Here is a 16,338-nt window from a genome sequence, read left to right as displayed (position 1 = left end):
GCCCCACAAGGGTGAAGGGCATGAAGGGCCGAACACATGAAAGGAGAGACTCGCGAAAGCTCGTAGCTTGGTAGTGATGCCCGACCGGGCGAATCAAGCGCGGCGCTACTAGGGAAATTCGATATCCAGCAGGGTGCAGGGTGATCCCTCTTTAGCCCCTGTAGTAGTGTGAACCGCCCACTGCGGACCCGCACGGTGGGTGGTGTGGGAGCTGGGAGCTAAAAACTCCCGGCTACCCGATTAGCCGAATTTATATTCACGGTCAACCTCTGCAATTTGTACTGAATATGATTCATACCATCGTTCACGGCCGAGTTGCTGTGCTTTTATGTGTGTTGGATGAGCTTTCCAGCGTTTAATGTCATCAAGACTTTCCCAGTAAGAAAGGGCTATTTCATCTGTTCCTTCTGTTATTGCTTTGAAATCTATGCAATTAAATTCAGTCATTGCAAGCTCGCGCAACTTACTTGCTGTTTGACTGTACTCTGAATCTAAATTTTTGGCGACGGCTCGGAAAATTACTACAAACATGGATATTTTATTGACGATTGGTTGATTTTTATAAAGTCATAAAACACATAGGTTGATTTTTTGTTAATTCACCCCAAAAACTGAATTGTACCAATATGAGGTTTTCGACTTAAACCAAATTTCATTCTGTTTTGTGGAAAAAGCTCGAAGTTGATCCATTGGCATTGCGTATCTAAACATGATGGCAATTAAATCGCGAAGATTTTTTTGTGAAATTCTTGTTGATTTAATGTGGAGATAACCATTTTCTATACTTGTGACGCATGGGATAGCTTGTGCCCATTCGAAAAAAGCCCTCTCATCTAGTTGTGAGAAATATCGTATTGATGATGTATCAATTTTAATCATTCATTGGCCTAATTGATCTGGTTGCGGTGAAATGCAGTAAAGTTATTTTGTTTTGTGAATTTTATACGCAATATGACCGTCTAACGAATAATTTAACACTGTAACTTGATGGAACTATGTATTATGGCTAACGTAAAGGTAAACTGCGGCGCACAAACCCAAAGCGAAGCGCCGGGTTTGTGTGACGTCAGTTTGACCGGCCTGTGTGCGCCCAGCATGGGCGTGAGCTTATGGGGTGAAAGTCCCCTGTGGGAGTACCGGCCTGGACGCGAAGAGCGAGCAGGACAACCACGAGTCGAGGGCAAGGGCGTCGCTGCGAGGCGGGGTCTGGAGGAAGCCGTAGACAAGAGGTGCGAGGCGACGAACAGAAACCACATAGAGGAGGCCTAGGACGCCAGACGAGCCGGCACTGGATGGCGAAGTCTGATGGTACAGCGTCTAGGGTAGATGTGGCGCTTGTGCATCGACAGTTCACGTTCTTACCTGGGGAGGTCTGCATCACGTGCGGCATGGAAGGAAACGCTTTGCAAGGAAGGATCCCGGAATGGGATGTACCGGGTTATCAACGTCCTAGCGCCGTGGGGAGCTGCCCCCTGCGAGACGAAGAAACAGGCAGCGCCCTTGCGAGCCATGCAGCGCGTGGCGTGGCAACACGTTGCGTGATGGTGCAGAAGTCAGCAGAGGCCGTAGTAGGGGCGCAGGTTAAGCGCGCTGAAGGGCCGAACAACGAGAGACAAGGAGCAGACACAGCCATCTCGACGGCACCGGTGAACCCGAAGCGGGGGAGGTGTGCGGGCGGCGGTGGAGGTGAGAAACGAGCCTTGAGACAAGACGAAGTGAAGCGAGAAGGACTGCTAGAAAAGGTGCTGGACAGGGACAACCTGTTGAAGGCGTGGAAGCGGGTGAGGGCCAACAAAGGAGCGCCGGGCATAGACGGCGTGACGGTGGAGGACTACCCGGAACAAGCGCGGCAACACTGGCCCAGGATCAAGGAGCAGATCGAGCGAGGGCGCTACGAGCCGCAGCCGGTCAGGAGGGTGGAAATCCCGAAGGCTGGAGGAGGCAAGAGGGCGCTGGGCATCCCGACCGTGATGGACAGGGTGATCCAGCAAGCCATAGCGCAGGTGCTGAGCCCGCTGTACGAGGTGGAGTTCAGTGCGAACAGCTACGGGTTCCGACCAGGCCGCAATGCACACCAGGCGATCAAGCAGGTGCAGCAAGACGTCAAGCAGGGCTACAAATTCGCGGTGGACATGGACTTGGCCAAGTTCTTCGACACGGTCGATCACGACGTGTTGATGGGGCTGCTGGGCCGCACCATCGGGGACAAGGTGCTGCTGAGGTTGATAGGCAACTACCTGAGAGCAGGGGTGCTGGTGGGATACCGCGTAGAGCCGAGCGAAGTGGGGACGCCACAAGGCGGGCCGCTGTCGCCGTTACTGGGCAATGTGATGTTGCACGAGCTGGACAAGCAACTGCACAGCAGAGGGCACAGGTTTGCGCGCTATGCGGACGATGTGGTGATTTTGGTGCGCAGCCTGAGGGCGGGGCATCGGGTGATGCACAGCGTCAAGAAGTTTGTGGAGGCAAAACTCAAGCTCAGGGTAAATCAGGCGAAGAGCCAGGTTGCGCCGATGGGAGAGTGCAAATTCCTAGGCTTCACGATCAAGGCGGGCAAGATACGGTGGCACAAGAAGACGGTGGAGAACTTCAAAAGCCGGGTGCGGGGGCTGACGAGGAAAGGCTGGGGGGTGTCGATGGATCACCGACTGGCTGAACTGAGAAAGCACGTGCAAGGGTGGATGCAGTACTACGGCATCAGTCAGTATTGGAGGCCCGTACCGGGGCTAGACGAATGGATCAGAAGGCGGATGCGATCGGTCTACTGGAAACGGTGGAAGAGGAGCAGGACGAAGATCCGGGAGTTGTTGAGGCTGGGCGTGAATAGACGCATGGCCTTTAGGCACGGACTGAGTGGCAAGGGGAACTGGCGCATGGCCAGGAGTCCGGCGTTGCGAATCGCGTTGACAAACGAGAGGTTGCACGAGACGGGCCTGGTGAGCGTGGTGGCCCTGTGGAAGAAGGCTCAGGGGTATACCTGAGCGGGAAGGAGAAGCGAGCTTCGTCGAGCGAGCCGACTTGTTGAACCGCCCACTGCGGACCCGCATGGTGGGTGGTGTGGGAGCTGGGGGCTAAAGACCCCCGGCTACCCGATTAGACGGCATCACTCAAATGTAGCTGCTCCACAGCTTGAACAATACCAATAGCCTGGTTTTTTCTCGTGCATTGTCCAATTGCCACATTTAGGGCATTTTTTGCCTCTTGACATGTTTGTGAAAAATAGCTTCAGAAGCGACATGATGTTTTGAAAAATTCGGCGTTAGTTTTTTGGCCTTACTTTCTATCTGAATCAGATTCGTAATCATACAAATAGAAAGTAAGGTTCAATATTTTTAGTCAAAAAGGCTAGCAATACCTGCGACTACAGCACTTGCGACTGCAAGCGGAACAACAATTGGAGCGGCAGCCACACCCAGTGCTGCGGCCCCAACAACAACAGCTCCGCTTGCTACAGCACCTGTAGCAGCCCCTGCGCCAACTGCTACAGCCGTTCGACCGACGCTTACCTCGTCTGACCCTGCGATCTTCTTTGAGATTTCATTTCCTGCTAAACCTGTAATAACTGCGTTTTGAATAGCCATGATTTCTCCATATAAAAGTAAATTTCATCTCCAGCAACTTGCTGAAAACAGAGTCTTCAATCTATATCAATTGGTTAATTTTTGCAAGTCCTAGAAAATAGTGAGGTATTGTTGACTTTTTGTCTAACGTAAAAATAACCTGCGGCGCCGCCCGCCACGCGCGTAAGCGCGGGGCGGGCGGCGACGTCAGGTTGATTGACAAGTGTGCGCCCAGCATGGGCGTGAGCTTATGGGGTGAAAGTCCCCTGTGGGAGTACCGGCCTGGACGCGAAGAGCGAGCAGGACAACCACGAGTCGAGGGCAAGGGCGTCGCTGCGAGGCGGGGTCTGGAGGAAGCCGTAGACAAGAGGTGCGAGGCGACGAACAGAAACCACATAGAGGAGGCCTAGGACGCCAGACGAGCCGGCACTGGATGGCGAAGTCTGATGGTACAGCGTCTAGGGTAGATGTGGCGCTTGTGCATCGACAGTTCACGTTCTTACCTGGGGAGGTCTGCATCACGTGCGGCATGGAAGGAAACGCTTTGCAAGGAAGGATCCCGGAATGGGATGTACCGGGTTATCAACGTCCTAGCGCCGTGGGGAGCTGCCCCCTGCGAGACGAAGAAACAGGCAGCGCCCTTGCGAGCCATGCAGCGCGTGGCGTGGCAACACGTTGCGTGATGGTGCAGAAGTCAGCAGAGGCCGTAGTAGGGGCGCAGGTTAAGCGCGCTGAAGGGCCGAACAACGAGAGACAAGGAGCAGACACAGCCATCTCGACGGCACCGGTGAACCCGAAGCGGGGGAGGTGTGCGGGCGGCGGTGGAGGTGAGAAACGAGCCTTGAGACAAGACGAAGTGAAGCGAGAAGGACTGCTAGAAAAGGTGCTGGACAGGGACAACCTGTTGAAGGCGTGGAAGCGGGTGAGGGCCAACAAAGGAGCGCCGGGCATAGACGGCGTGACGGTGGAGGACTACCCGGAACAAGCGCGGCAACACTGGCCCAGGATCAAGGAGCAGATCGAGCGAGGGCGCTACGAGCCGCAGCCGGTCAGGAGGGTGGAAATCCCGAAGGCTGGAGGAGGCAAGAGGGCGCTGGGCATCCCGACCGTGATGGACAGGGTGATCCAGCAAGCCATAGCGCAGGTGCTGAGCCCGCTGTACGAGGTGGAGTTCAGTGCGAACAGCTACGGGTTCCGACCAGGCCGCAATGCACACCAGGCGATCAAGCAGGTGCAGCAAGACGTCAAGCAGGGCTACAAATTCGCGGTGGACATGGACTTGGCCAAGTTCTTCGACACGGTCGATCACGACGTGTTGATGGGGCTGCTGGGCCGCACCATCGGGGACAAGGTGCTGCTGAGGTTGATAGGCAACTACCTGAGAGCAGGGGTGCTGGTGGGATACCGCGTAGAGCCGAGCGAAGTGGGGACGCCACAAGGCGGGCCGCTGTCGCCGTTACTGGGCAATGTGATGTTGCACGAGCTGGACAAGCAACTGCACAGCAGAGGGCACAGGTTTGCGCGCTATGCGGACGATGTGGTGATTTTGGTGCGCAGCCTGAGGGCGGGGCATCGGGTGATGCACAGCGTCAAGAAGTTTGTGGAGGCAAAACTCAAGCTCAGGGTAAATCAGGCGAAGAGCCAGGTTGCGCCGATGGGAGAGTGCAAATTCCTAGGCTTCACGATCAAGGCGGGCAAGATACGGTGGCACAAGAAGACGGTGGAGAACTTCAAAAGCCGGGTGCGGGGGCTGACGAGGAAAGGCTGGGGGGTGTCGATGGATCACCGACTGGCTGAACTGAGAAAGCACGTGCAAGGGTGGATGCAGTACTACGGCATCAGTCAGTATTGGAGGCCCGTACCGGGGCTAGACGAATGGATCAGAAGGCGGATGCGATCGGTCTACTGGAAACGGTGGAAGAGGAGCAGGACGAAGATCCGGGAGTTGTTGAGGCTGGGCGTGAATAGACGCATGGCCTTTAGGCACGGACTGAGTGGCAAGGGGAACTGGCGCATGGCCAGGAGTCCGGCGTTGCGAATCGCGTTGACAAACGAGAGGTTGCACGAGACGGGCCTGGTGAGCGTGGTGGCCCTGTGGAAGAAGGCTCAGGGGTATACCTGAGCGGGAAGGAGAAGCGAGCTTCGTCGAGCGAGCCGACTTGTTGAACCGCCCACTGCGGACCCGCATGGTGGGTGGTGTGGGAGCTGGGGGCTAAAGACCCCCGGCTACCCGATTAGACGGCATCACTCAAATGTAGCTGCTCCACAGCTTGAACAATACCAATAGCCTGGTTTTTTCTCGTGCATTGTCCAATTGCCACATTTAGGGCATTTTTTGCCTCTTGACATGTTTGTGAAAAATAGCTTCAGAAGCGACATGATGTTTTGAAAAATTCGGCGTTAGTTTTTTGGCCTTACTTTCTATCTGAATCAGATTCGTAATCATACAAATAGAAAGTAAGGTTCAATATTTTTAGTCAAAAAGGCTAGCAATACCTGCGACTACAGCACTTGCGACTGCAAGCGGAACAACAATTGGAGCGGCAGCCACACCCAGTGCTGCGGCCCCAACAACAACAGCTCCGCTTGCTACAGCACCTGTAGCAGCCCCTGCGCCAACTGCTACAGCCGTTCGACCGACGCTTACCTCGTCTGACCCTGCGATCTTCTTTGAGATTTCATTTCCTGCTAAACCTGTAATAACTGCGTTTTGAATAGCCATGATTTCTCCATATAAAAGTAAATTTCATCTCCAGCAACTTGCTGAAAACAGAGTCTTCAATCTATATCAATTGGTTAATTTTTGCAAGTCCTAGAAAATAGTGAGGTATTGTTGACTTTTTGTCTAACGTAAAAATAACCTGCGGCGCCGCCCGCCACGCGCGTAAGCGCGGGGCGGGCGGCGACGTCAGGTTGATTGACAAGTGTGCGCCCAGCATGGGCGTGAGCTTATGGGGTGAAAGTCCCCTGTGGGAGTACCGGCCTGGACGCGAAGAGCGAGCAGGACAACCACGAGTCGAGGGCAAGGGCGTCGCTGCGAGGCGGGGTCTGGAGGAAGCCGTAGACAAGAGGTGCGAGGCGACGAACAGAAACCACATAGAGGAGGCCTAGGACGCCAGACGAGCCGGCACTGGATGGCGAAGTCTGATGGTACAGCGTCTAGGGTAGATGTGGCGCTTGTGCATCGACAGTTCACGTTCTTACCTGGGGAGGTCTGCATCACGTGCGGCATGGAAGGAAACGCTTTGCAAGGAAGGATCCCGGAATGGGATGTACCGGGTTATCAACGTCCTAGCGCCGTGGGGAGCTGCCCCCTGCGAGACGAAGAAACAGGCAGCGCCCTTGCGAGCCATGCAGCGCGTGGCGTGGCAACACGTTGCGTGATGGTGCAGAAGTCAGCAGAGGCCGTAGTAGGGGCGCAGGTTAAGCGCGCTGAAGGGCCGAACAACGAGAGACAAGGAGCAGACACAGCCATCTCGACGGCACCGGTGAACCCGAAGCGGGGGAGGTGTGCGGGCGGCGGTGGAGGTGAGAAACGAGCCTTGAGACAAGACGAAGTGAAGCGAGAAGGACTGCTAGAAAAGGTGCTGGACAGGGACAACCTGTTGAAGGCGTGGAAGCGGGTGAGGGCCAACAAAGGAGCGCCGGGCATAGACGGCGTGACGGTGGAGGACTACCCGGAACAAGCGCGGCAACACTGGCCCAGGATCAAGGAGCAGATCGAGCGAGGGCGCTACGAGCCGCAGCCGGTCAGGAGGGTGGAAATCCCGAAGGCTGGAGGAGGCAAGAGGGCGCTGGGCATCCCGACCGTGATGGACAGGGTGGATCCAGCAAGCCATAGCGCAGGTGCTGAGCCCGCTGTACGAGGTGGAGTTCAGTGCGAACAGCTACGGGTTCCGACCAGGCCGCAATGCACACCAGGCGATCAAGCAGGTGCAGCAAGACGTCAAGCAGGGCTACAAATTCGCGGTGGACATGGACTTGGCCAAGTTCTTCGACACGGTCGATCACGACGTGTTGATGGGGCTGCTGGGCCGCACCATCGGGGACAAGGTGCTGCTGAGGTTGATAGGCAACTACCTGAGAGCAGGGGTGCTGGTGGGATACCGCGTAGAGCCGAGCGAAGTGGGGACGCCACAAGGCGGGCCGCTGTCGCCGTTACTGGGCAATGTGATGTTGCACGAGCTGGACAAGCAACTGCACAGCAGAGGGCACAGGTTTGCGCGCTATGCGGACGATGTGGTGATTTTGGTGCGCAGCCTGAGGGCGGGGCATCGGGTGATGCACAGCGTCAAGAAGTTTGTGGAGGCAAAACTCAAGCTCAGGGTAAATCAGGCGAAGAGCCAGGTTGCGCCGATGGGAGAGTGCAAATTCCTAGGCTTCACGATCAAGGCGGGCAAGATACGGTGGCACAAGAAGACGGTGGAGAACTTCAAAAGCCGGGTGCGGGGGCTGACGAGGAAAGGCTGGGGGGTGTCGATGGATCACCGACTGGCTGAACTGAGAAAGCACGTGCAAGGGTGGATGCAGTACTACGGCATCAGTCAGTATTGGAGGCCCGTACCGGGGCTAGACGAATGGATCAGAAGGCGGATGCGATCGGTCTACTGGAAACGGTGGAAGAGGAGCAGGACGAAGATCCGGGAGTTGTTGAGGCTGGGCGTGAATAGACGCATGGCCTTTAGGCACGGACTGAGTGGCAAGGGGAACTGGCGCATGGCCAGGAGTCCGGCGTTGCGAATCGCGTTGACAAACGAGAGGTTGCACGAGACGGGCCTGGTGAGCGTGGTGGCCCTGTGGAAGAAGGCTCAGGGGTATACCTGAGCGGGAAGGAGAAGCGAGCTTCGTCGAGCGAGCCGACTTGTTGAACCGCCCACTGCGGACCCGCATGGTGGGTGGTGTGGGAGCTGGGGGCTAAAGACCCCCGGCTACCCGATTAGAAACTTTTACAATGCCATTGTAAGTTGAAAATTACCCTGATGTTCAAATTCTTTCCCGGTTTCTTGACAATCTAGAATAGCCTTGACGTTTTCAGCAATTCGCTCCGAGAATTTCACAGGAACTGCATTGCCAATTTGTTTATGACAATCTCTTTTATTATCTCCAATAAATTCCCAATTGTCTGGAAATGTTTGTAGACGTGCATATTCTCTATGAGTAAAGGTTCTCATTTGATCTGCGGTGATTCGCCAAAGTTTTGTTGTTGCATCAGGATTTCTCACATGTTTTTCAATGGTTCTGTCTTTAACAACTCGTTCAGCATGCAAGTGCCCTTTGGCCCAACCCCAAACTGTTGCTGTATCAATAGCAGGGAATGGCTCATCAAATGATCGTATCGGATGGCCATCAGACCCTGTTCTGGAAATTCTAATTGGAACTGCTATATCGTTAGGTGAAACGCATTTATTCAGATTAGTGTGCACTTGACTTCTGAATCCCCATTGAGGGTCATGGTTTGGTATCTTATGATTATCATTTTGGCCCAAATCAAAAAGAGCATCTTTTATTGTTGTCGGATTTATATCAGGTACGGGTAATTGGTAATTTTTGGGAGCAGCTCCGCGTATGGCTATAAAAATAAATCTCCTTCTTGTTTGTGGAACTCCAAAATAACAAACGCGGAAAACATCAAAAAATACGCTATAGCCTAAGCTTTTAAATTGAGCAGATATTTCGTCAACAAAGTTCTTCCCTGACCAGGGTGCAATCATCGTCCTAAGGTTCAGCACATTTTCGATAACTACAACGCGTGGCAAGGTCTGCCTAGCGATCCTCATCATTTCAAGAAAAAGTCGATTTCTGGGATCATTTGGATTTCGGTTTCCACCTAAAGAAAATCCTTGGCATGGAGGCCCACCGATAAGAACATCGACATTATTGTGCCGAGGTTGATAAATCGTAACGTCTCTTTGCACTACATTCCATGCGGGTCTGTTGTGCTTCAGTGTCTTGACGCAATTCTCATCGATCTCTACACACTCAAGATGAGTGAATCCATGCTGCTCGAACCCTAAATCTAAACCACCGGCCCCGCTAAAAAGGCTGAGTACATTGTATTTTTTGAAATTCATTAGATTATCTCAGTTGACTTATTAGGGGTGTAATTTGCTGGAACGTCTGAGATTTCAGTTAGATATGCTTTTCTTTTTTTAGGGGTTCTTTGTTTACAGCTTGCAAAAATGTCAGTAACATGCGATACCTTATCAGTGTTTGTTGTAATATATTGCGTGTAATGCGTTACATTTCCTTTTATGTCTTTACGTTCAATTATTGCAGACTCATTAAGATGGCTGTTATCAAGTTGGTATGAGAATTCTTGCTTTATAACAAGACTATGTTTTTTGCTAAATGTTGCAATTGCCACATTCATTGGATTTGGGTAGTTGTACATTGCCCGACCGCGCACAGATCCTTCTCCGTAAGGGCCATGGCCATATTGGCTTGTATTAAGATATTTTCCTTGCAAATGCAATTCATAATCGTAATTCAAAAAATCGCCATCGATTAAACTGGAGGCTATTAAGTTATTTCCGTCACAAGATAAAAGACCAAAGAAATAATATGTTTTTATCTTAGATTCACGTCCCCCAATTTTTATCAACATTTGACCACAAGGAATACAGCTATTGTAATCCAATGTTAAGCCTCTGGAGTCCTTACCATTTTCATCAGCGTCAACCTTTTTCACCTCGATGCCAATAACTTCTCGAGTTATTCGATCCCGAATGATAATATCAGGAGTTGTTAATGGGCCTGAATGAGTTATTTCTAAATCAGGCAACTTTTGGGATATGTTTTCTCCAAACCATTGATCAAAAGGGTCATCTTGTACTGTTCCGGTTGTTGATAGTGGCCGTAAAAAAACTGGAATATATCCATTATGTAAATTTTCAGTAATAGCTAGAAAAACTTGTTTGGCAATGCTGATGTGGCTCATTTGTATAAAAATTTTGGGTTGTGTTTCGACTAAAAGTTGATTGCGTCAATAATGAGTTGGCGCGTATTGTATCATATTCCATTTTACAATAAAATATGGCCGCAAATAATTTATATACTATGCGACCAAATGATCATGGTTGCCATGATTTTAAATCATCTGATGATGGATTTTATAAATGTGATCCTTAACGATATTTGACTTTCTAACGTAAAGTTCACCTGCAAGTTTGTTTGTGTGCGGCGAAGCCGCGCACAAACAAACTTGTCAGGTGCAACGGGAAGTGTGCGCCCAGCATGGGCGTGAGCTTATGGGGTGAAAGTCCCCTGTGGGAGTACCGGCCTGGACGCGAAGAGCGAGCAGGACAACCACGAGTCGAGGGCAAGGGCGTCGCTGCGAGGCGGGGTCTGGAGGAAGCCGTAGACAAGAGGTGCGAGGCGACGAACAGAAACCACATAGAGGAGGCCTAGGACGCCAGACGAGCCGGCACTGGATGGCGAAGTCTGATGGTACAGCGTCTAGGGTAGATGTGGCGCTTGTGCATCGACAGTTCACGTTCTTACCTGGGGAGGTCTGCATCACGTGCGGCATGGAAGGAAACGCTTTGCAAGGAAGGATCCCGGAATGGGATGTACCGGGTTATCAACGTCCTAGCGCCGTGGGGAGCTGCCCCCTGCGAGACGAAGAAACAGGCAGCGCCCTTGCGAGCCATGCAGCGCGTGGCGTGGCAACACGTTGCGTGATGGTGCAGAAGTCAGCAGAGGCCGTAGTAGGGGCGCAGGTTAAGCGCGCTGAAGGGCCGAACAACGAGAGACAAGGAGCAGACACAGCCATCTCGACGGCACCGGTGAACCCGAAGCGGGGGAGGTGTGCGGGCGGCGGTGGAGGTGAGAAACGAGCCTTGAGACAAGACGAAGTGAAGCGAGAAGGACTGCTAGAAAAGGTGCTGGACAGGGACAACCTGTTGAAGGCGTGGAAGCGGGTGAGGGCCAACAAAGGAGCGCCGGGCATAGACGGCGTGACGGTGGAGGACTACCCGGAACAAGCGCGGCAACACTGGCCCAGGATCAAGGAGCAGATCGAGCGAGGGCGCTACGAGCCGCAGCCGGTCAGGAGGGTGGAAATCCCGAAGGCTGGAGGAGGCAAGAGGGCGCTGGGCATCCCGACCGTGATGGACAGGGTGATCCAGCAAGCCATAGCGCAGGTGCTGAGCCCGCTGTACGAGGTGGAGTTCAGTGCGAACAGCTACGGGTTCCGACCAGGCCGCAATGCACACCAGGCGATCAAGCAGGTGCAGCAAGACGTCAAGCAGGGCTACAAATTCGCGGTGGACATGGACTTGGCCAAGTTCTTCGACACGGTCGATCACGACGTGTTGATGGGGCTGCTGGGCCGCACCATCGGGGACAAGGTGCTGCTGAGGTTGATAGGCAACTACCTGAGAGCAGGGGTGCTGGTGGGATACCGCGTAGAGCCGAGCGAAGTGGGGACGCCACAAGGCGGGCCGCTGTCGCCGTTACTGGGCAATGTGATGTTGCACGAGCTGGACAAGCAACTGCACAGCAGAGGGCACAGGTTTGCGCGCTATGCGGACGATGTGGTGATTTTGGTGCGCAGCCTGAGGGCGGGGCATCGGGTGATGCACAGCGTCAAGAAGTTTGTGGAGGCAAAACTCAAGCTCAGGGTAAATCAGGCGAAGAGCCAGGTTGCGCCGATGGGAGAGTGCAAATTCCTAGGCTTCACGATCAAGGCGGGCAAGATACGGTGGCACAAGAAGACGGTGGAGAACTTCAAAAGCCGGGTGCGGGGGCTGACGAGGAAAGGCTGGGGGGTGTCGATGGATCACCGACTGGCTGAACTGAGAAAGCACGTGCAAGGGTGGATGCAGTACTACGGCATCAGTCAGTATTGGAGGCCCGTACCGGGGCTAGACGAATGGATCAGAAGGCGGATGCGATCGGTCTACTGGAAACGGTGGAAGAGGAGCAGGACGAAGATCCGGGAGTTGTTGAGGCTGGGCGTGAATAGACGCATGGCCTTTAGGCACGGACTGAGTGGCAAGGGGAACTGGCGCATGGCCAGGAGTCCGGCGTTGCGAATCGCGTTGACAAACGAGAGGTTGCACGAGACGGGCCTGGTGAGCGTGGTGGCCCTGTGGAAGAAGGCTCAGGGGTATACCTGAGCGGGAAGGAGAAGCGAGCTTCGTCGAGCGAGCCGACTTGTTGAACCGCCCACTGCGGACCCGCATGGTGGGTGGTGTGGGAGCTGGGGGCTAAAGACCCCCGGCTACCCGATTAGGCTGTATTATTATGTGAGTGTACCATTACTAACTCTTTGGTTCCAAGAGGAAACTGCACTTGTTAACTCTGCAATATTTTGCCATCTAACCGCCCCATCCGGAAGAGTTGCCCCATTTATTTCCAGTATTGCGTCCAAAAGCTGTTTTATTATATTATAGCAATCGGCATCAGTTTTTAAATGATTGATACAGTTCTCTGGTTTATCTTTGCTAACAACCTCCCCAAAATAAGCCTCTTCAAAATTTATCGCGGACGCAACAACACGAGAGTATGGGGACATTTGATCGAATATTTTTGTATTGTTAGTCCATGCCGGATTGGTAATTGTAATTTCTCTATAAACGATTCTGCCGCCAGTGCTTGCTTGACGGTCTCTTATCTTTGATGTGACAGTTTCAGTATCTGTGTCATGTAATACAAAATAGTTTGCTTTAAAATGGTTGAGAACTTTCATCATTGAGGCCACGGTTACTTTTCCGCGCGCTCTAATAATGCTTACGTCGTTATATAAGGTGCTACCCAAATCTGCCTCCCTGTTTTTAATGTAATTAAATGCGGAATACTCAGTGTCACCCTCAACTATTATAATGCTCCCTCCAAAAAAGGCTTCTGATATGTGCGAGTCAAATAAATTTACGAGTTTGAGATTCTCCTTATCATCTTCATCTAGCCGGACTGCCTCTGGTGTAAAGAGAGTTGTCGCACCTATTCCATTAGTCAAGGTTTTCTCAACTCGAATGATGGTGGTGTTGTTTTTTGTGAGGTCAATAAAGCTAGGTGAGTGTGTGGTCAACATAACTTGCCAGTTGTCACTGTCCGGCAAAGAGTACAACACATCACGCGCCGACTGAATCGCCTTGGGATGCAAACTAACTTCAGGCTCATCTATTAATAAAATATGCGATGTATTTGGACCGATTGGCTCATGAAAAGTTTTCGCTGTCTTGCCAACAGGCTTTGCTTTAACTCCTTTATCTGCTAACAATTTCAAAATTGTCCACAGCGCTGTTCGCTGAGTTCCACTACCCTGCTTGTCTAAAGGGAATGATGTCGCTCCTGGAACACCTATTTCTAGACCGAACTCTTCCCCAAGAAGATCGATGTTAATAGGGGTTGTACTTTCTGAGGAAATTACCTTTAACTGATGGCCAGGAAATATCTGTTCAATTATTAAATTGGCCTGCGTTTCTATATCAACAATGCCAGCAGTTTGAATCGCTTTCGAATCGGCTCTAAGATTAATCAGTGATTCTACGATTTGTTCATATCGAGTGGATGGGTCATTAGGATTTGATTTTATATTTTTAATATCGTTTTCGAGTAGGCTTTTAAGAAGAGACGTTGTTGCTTTTGCTTGGTATTCTGGATTGTCAAATGTACTAACTCTATGCGGTTTTGGACGCCTCGCTTTTGCGACATTATTTGGACCCCATGGCATTAATTCTGGATCTCCAGGCGCTGCCCAACGGTTTAAACTAACATTAAAACCTACTCGTTTAGGTTCAACATTATGGTTAGACCAAGTCCACTTTTCTTTAACTAGCCATGTTTGTGGTGTTATTTCTTCACACCATTCTGATCCTGGTTTATTTTCATCCACAACAAGTGAATGAAGTTCTATTTCAGGCAACTCTGTTTGAACTACGGTTTTATTATGAAAATCATCAATCTCTAATTTTAAGTTATCAGCAACAACCTCAAAGGCTCTGAGAATTGTACTTTTCCCTGAGTTGTTTGCACCGACAAGAATAACAATCTTATCGATGTCAACGGAGATTGAATTGCTACCAACGGAACGAAAGTTTTTGACTACAAGACGACAAATCTTGGGATTGGCTATTGCTGTCATAATTATGATCGACTAGTATATTAAATGGTTGATTGAGTGGTGCTGATTACGAATCATCAGTGGATGAATTGCCTAACGTTTAGGTAAACTGCGACGGGCGCGCCCGCAGCGCAGCGTAGGGCGCGCACGGCGTCAGTTTGACCGCCTAGTTATGCTGAATCCCACCGTCCCAATACTACAACAATTTGCAGCAACCGCTCCACCGCCAACTTCCCTTTTTTACCGTTCAATCTGCGTGGCGTGCGGCCCGTTCCAAAAATTCCCCGCTTTTTCTTTTCCTTTTGTATTTCTTCTTTCAGCCAACTTTCGCGTTCTTTCCTTGGTTTCTCGTATTTGCATAACGCTTGCATTTGCGGCTGGTTTGGAGCGCAGCGGAAAACCAGTCCGACAACGTGCGCTTGTTATTCAAGCTTAAAAATCTCACGCTTAACATCTTCTATCTCGCTTAAGTCAGATATGTTCAAATCGCTAACTTGCGCTGACCTTAACTTCAGGCTTTCTATTTCTTCGAGAAGGTCGATGATGTCGTTAATAGATTTAACTCTGCCCTCATCGTATTCGAGATTAATATTTTTGGGGAAATCTCGTAAAATTAAATCATTTATTTTGATATTTTCATCACGCCGAATAACTCTTTCAATATCCATCGGGTAATATATGCCGTTGTAACCTCTGGTTGAGTAGCACATATGATATATATCACCTTCCTCACCAATCTCGCGCATCAAGAAATTTAGTACACTCTTTAGCTTGTCTTCTAAAGCATCAAGGTTCTCTTCATATCTTGCAAATATCTTTTTGTCATAGGATATTGATAATATATTTATATTATTAATAACCTTCAAAAATGACCATGCAAAGAAATTGGCCTGGTGATCACAAAATCTTGAAGTTTTCCTTCCAATCACGCGAGGCTTGTATTTTCCGCGCTGTATGTATTGAGAGTAAGCCTCCCCTTCATAAGCAGAGTCACGGTGAAAAATGATTGTACTGCCTTTAAAGTCATTCAAATAGCTTTCTATATGCGATGCCAAAAGAGAAGCAGCCCTGACTCCGCTCTGGAATGTTTCTTTCTCGGATGTTAATTTGCTTCCTTCCATCAGACTGTTTAAATGCTCATCAAATTCTACAACAAAACCGATTAAGTCGTTGGTTTGCCTCGATAACACTTTATCTATCTTTAGGTCTAATCCACTGATGCTAGATTGAACTTTCCGAAGCTCTTCTTGAAGTTCAGAGGACACAATTGAGCATGACAAAAAAGTGCAACCTTCAAAACTCTGAAAAATATGTGGCGAAAAAAATTTGCCATCGCCTGAATCCAAAGAATCTAGATTGCATACAATTCGCCCTTTTCTATCCCTAACTTGCGTCCCCAAGATTTTGTAGTCGCCACCATCTATTTTATTCTGGATCGACTCTGGAATAATGACTTCTATATTTTTAGTCTTAGTAGACATAATAATCCTACTTGCAGCCTACATTAGGTGAATAACGTGATGTAGATAATCTCTTTCCTTGCTACATCTGGCATGATGTATCGATAGGCTTTTCTTTATGCCAGATAAGGCTAGCCATGTCTAGAAATTTTCAGTTATGTGGTGAAAAAGATACGAAGTTGCATTTGATCTTTTATGTGCATATATCGACTTCTGTCCGCACAGTAAAAAGCCGCCTAGGCTTGCGTCTAGG

12 protein-coding genes are annotated in these 16,338 nt (G+C 50.6%); 4 read left to right on the top strand and 8 right to left on the bottom strand.

Annotated features, from left to right (window positions below; all coding sequences use genetic code 11):
* Positions 1-240: 240 nt before the first annotated feature.
* Positions 241-531 (bottom strand): antibiotic biosynthesis monooxygenase family protein, encoded by a 291-nt coding sequence (locus VITFI_RS11195; protein WP_089417026.1) that lies wholly within the window; start codon positions 529-531, stop codon positions 241-243.
* A gap of 992 nt (positions 532-1,523) precedes the next feature.
* Between VITFI_RS11195 and ltrA (VITFI_RS11190) the strand changes: the two genes are divergently transcribed.
* Positions 1,524-2,981 carry a group II intron reverse transcriptase/maturase gene (ltrA, locus tag VITFI_RS11190; protein ID WP_198301432.1) on the top strand — a complete coding sequence of 486 codons (1,458 nt, stop codon included), beginning with the start codon at positions 1,524-1,526 and terminating at the stop codon, positions 2,979-2,981.
* Between the two features lie 351 nt (positions 2,982-3,332).
* Here ltrA (VITFI_RS11190) and VITFI_RS11185 read toward each other — a convergent pair whose 3' ends face one another.
* On the bottom strand, positions 3,333-3,581 hold the full coding sequence (locus tag VITFI_RS11185; RefSeq protein WP_089417025.1) for a hypothetical protein: 249 nt from the start codon (positions 3,579-3,581) through the stop codon (positions 3,333-3,335).
* Positions 3,582-4,224: 643 nt separating this feature from the next.
* Between VITFI_RS11185 and ltrA (VITFI_RS11180) the strand changes: the two genes are divergently transcribed.
* A complete protein-coding gene (gene ltrA / locus VITFI_RS11180) occupies positions 4,225-5,682 on the top strand; it encodes a group II intron reverse transcriptase/maturase (RefSeq protein WP_198301432.1) in 1,458 nt (485 codons plus the stop codon).
* A gap of 351 nt (positions 5,683-6,033) precedes the next feature.
* On the opposite strand, the gene VITFI_RS11175 is transcribed toward ltrA (VITFI_RS11180), so the two are convergent.
* Positions 6,034-6,282, bottom strand: a complete 249-nt coding sequence (locus VITFI_RS11175) for a hypothetical protein (RefSeq protein ID WP_089417025.1) — start codon at positions 6,280-6,282, stop codon at positions 6,034-6,036.
* Between the two features lie 1,103 nt (positions 6,283-7,385).
* Here VITFI_RS11175 and VITFI_RS11170 point away from each other — a divergent pair.
* Positions 7,386-8,384 (top strand): reverse transcriptase domain-containing protein, encoded by a 999-nt coding sequence (locus VITFI_RS11170; protein WP_332461895.1) that lies wholly within the window; start codon positions 7,386-7,388, stop codon positions 8,382-8,384.
* Positions 8,385-8,506: 122 nt separating this feature from the next.
* On the opposite strand, the gene VITFI_RS11165 is transcribed toward VITFI_RS11170, so the two are convergent.
* Both VITFI_RS11165 and VITFI_RS17960 read right to left on the bottom strand, forming a co-directional pair.
* A complete protein-coding gene (locus VITFI_RS11165; protein WP_089417024.1) occupies positions 8,507-9,631 on the bottom strand; it encodes a DNA cytosine methyltransferase in 1,125 nt (374 codons plus the stop codon).
* Positions 9,631-10,497, bottom strand: coding sequence for a hypothetical protein (locus VITFI_RS17960; protein ID WP_157725659.1), 867 nt, complete (start codon positions 10,495-10,497; stop codon positions 9,631-9,633). Before VITFI_RS17960 ends, VITFI_RS11165 begins: the two co-directional genes overlap by 1 nt.
* A gap of 724 nt (positions 10,498-11,221) precedes the next feature.
* Between VITFI_RS17960 and ltrA (VITFI_RS11160) the strand changes: the two genes are divergently transcribed.
* Positions 11,222-12,679: a group II intron reverse transcriptase/maturase gene (gene ltrA / locus VITFI_RS11160; protein WP_198301432.1), complete on the top strand. Its 1,458-nt coding sequence runs from the start codon at positions 11,222-11,224 to the stop codon at positions 12,677-12,679.
* A gap of 125 nt (positions 12,680-12,804) precedes the next feature.
* Here ltrA (VITFI_RS11160) and VITFI_RS11155 read toward each other — a convergent pair whose 3' ends face one another.
* The 3 genes from VITFI_RS11155 to VITFI_RS17950 form a co-directional block, all read right to left on the bottom strand.
* Complete coding sequence (locus VITFI_RS11155) at positions 12,805-14,646, bottom strand: ATP-dependent nuclease (protein ID WP_089417023.1); 1,842 nt, start codon at positions 14,644-14,646, stop codon at positions 12,805-12,807.
* Between the two features lie 149 nt (positions 14,647-14,795).
* The gene (locus VITFI_RS17955; RefSeq protein ID WP_157725658.1) at positions 14,796-14,996 is read right to left on the bottom strand and encodes a hypothetical protein; all 201 of its coding nucleotides are present in this window, start codon (positions 14,994-14,996) and stop codon (positions 14,796-14,798) included.
* Between the two features lie 51 nt (positions 14,997-15,047).
* Positions 15,048-16,106: a hypothetical protein gene (locus VITFI_RS17950; RefSeq protein WP_157725657.1), complete on the bottom strand. Its 1,059-nt coding sequence runs from the start codon at positions 16,104-16,106 to the stop codon at positions 15,048-15,050.
* Positions 16,107-16,338 lie beyond the last annotated feature (232 nt).

The organism is Vitreoscilla filiformis, from assembly GCF_002222655.1.
Lineage (GTDB): Bacteria > Pseudomonadota > Gammaproteobacteria > Burkholderiales > Burkholderiaceae_C > Ideonella > Ideonella filiformis.
Note: the sequence above shows the minus strand (reverse complement) of the source record. Positions and strands in the feature narration are given on the sequence as shown.

Excerpts from the sequence above, each read along its gene's own strand:
- VITFI_RS11195 (WP_089417026.1), bottom strand. The coding sequence starts at position 531 with ATGTTTGTAGTAATTTTCCGAGCCGTCGCCAAAAATTTAGATTCAGAG.
- VITFI_RS11185 (WP_089417025.1), bottom strand. The coding sequence starts at position 3,581 with ATGGCTATTCAAAACGCAGTTATTACAGGTTTAGCAGGAAATGAAATC.
- VITFI_RS11175 (WP_089417025.1), bottom strand. The coding sequence starts at position 6,282 with ATGGCTATTCAAAACGCAGTTATTACAGGTTTAGCAGGAAATGAAATC.
- VITFI_RS11165 (WP_089417024.1), bottom strand. The coding sequence starts at position 9,631 with ATGAATTTCAAAAAATACAATGTACTCAGCCTTTTTAGCGGGGCCGGT.
- VITFI_RS17960 (WP_157725659.1), bottom strand. The coding sequence starts at position 10,497 with ATGAGCCACATCAGCATTGCCAAACAAGTTTTTCTAGCTATTACTGAA.
- VITFI_RS11155 (WP_089417023.1), bottom strand. The coding sequence starts at position 14,646 with ATGACAGCAATAGCCAATCCCAAGATTTGTCGTCTTGTAGTCAAAAAC.
- VITFI_RS17955 (WP_157725658.1), bottom strand. The coding sequence starts at position 14,996 with ATGCAAGCGTTATGCAAATACGAGAAACCAAGGAAAGAACGCGAAAGT.
- VITFI_RS17950 (WP_157725657.1), bottom strand. The coding sequence starts at position 16,106 with ATGTCTACTAAGACTAAAAATATAGAAGTCATTATTCCAGAGTCGATC.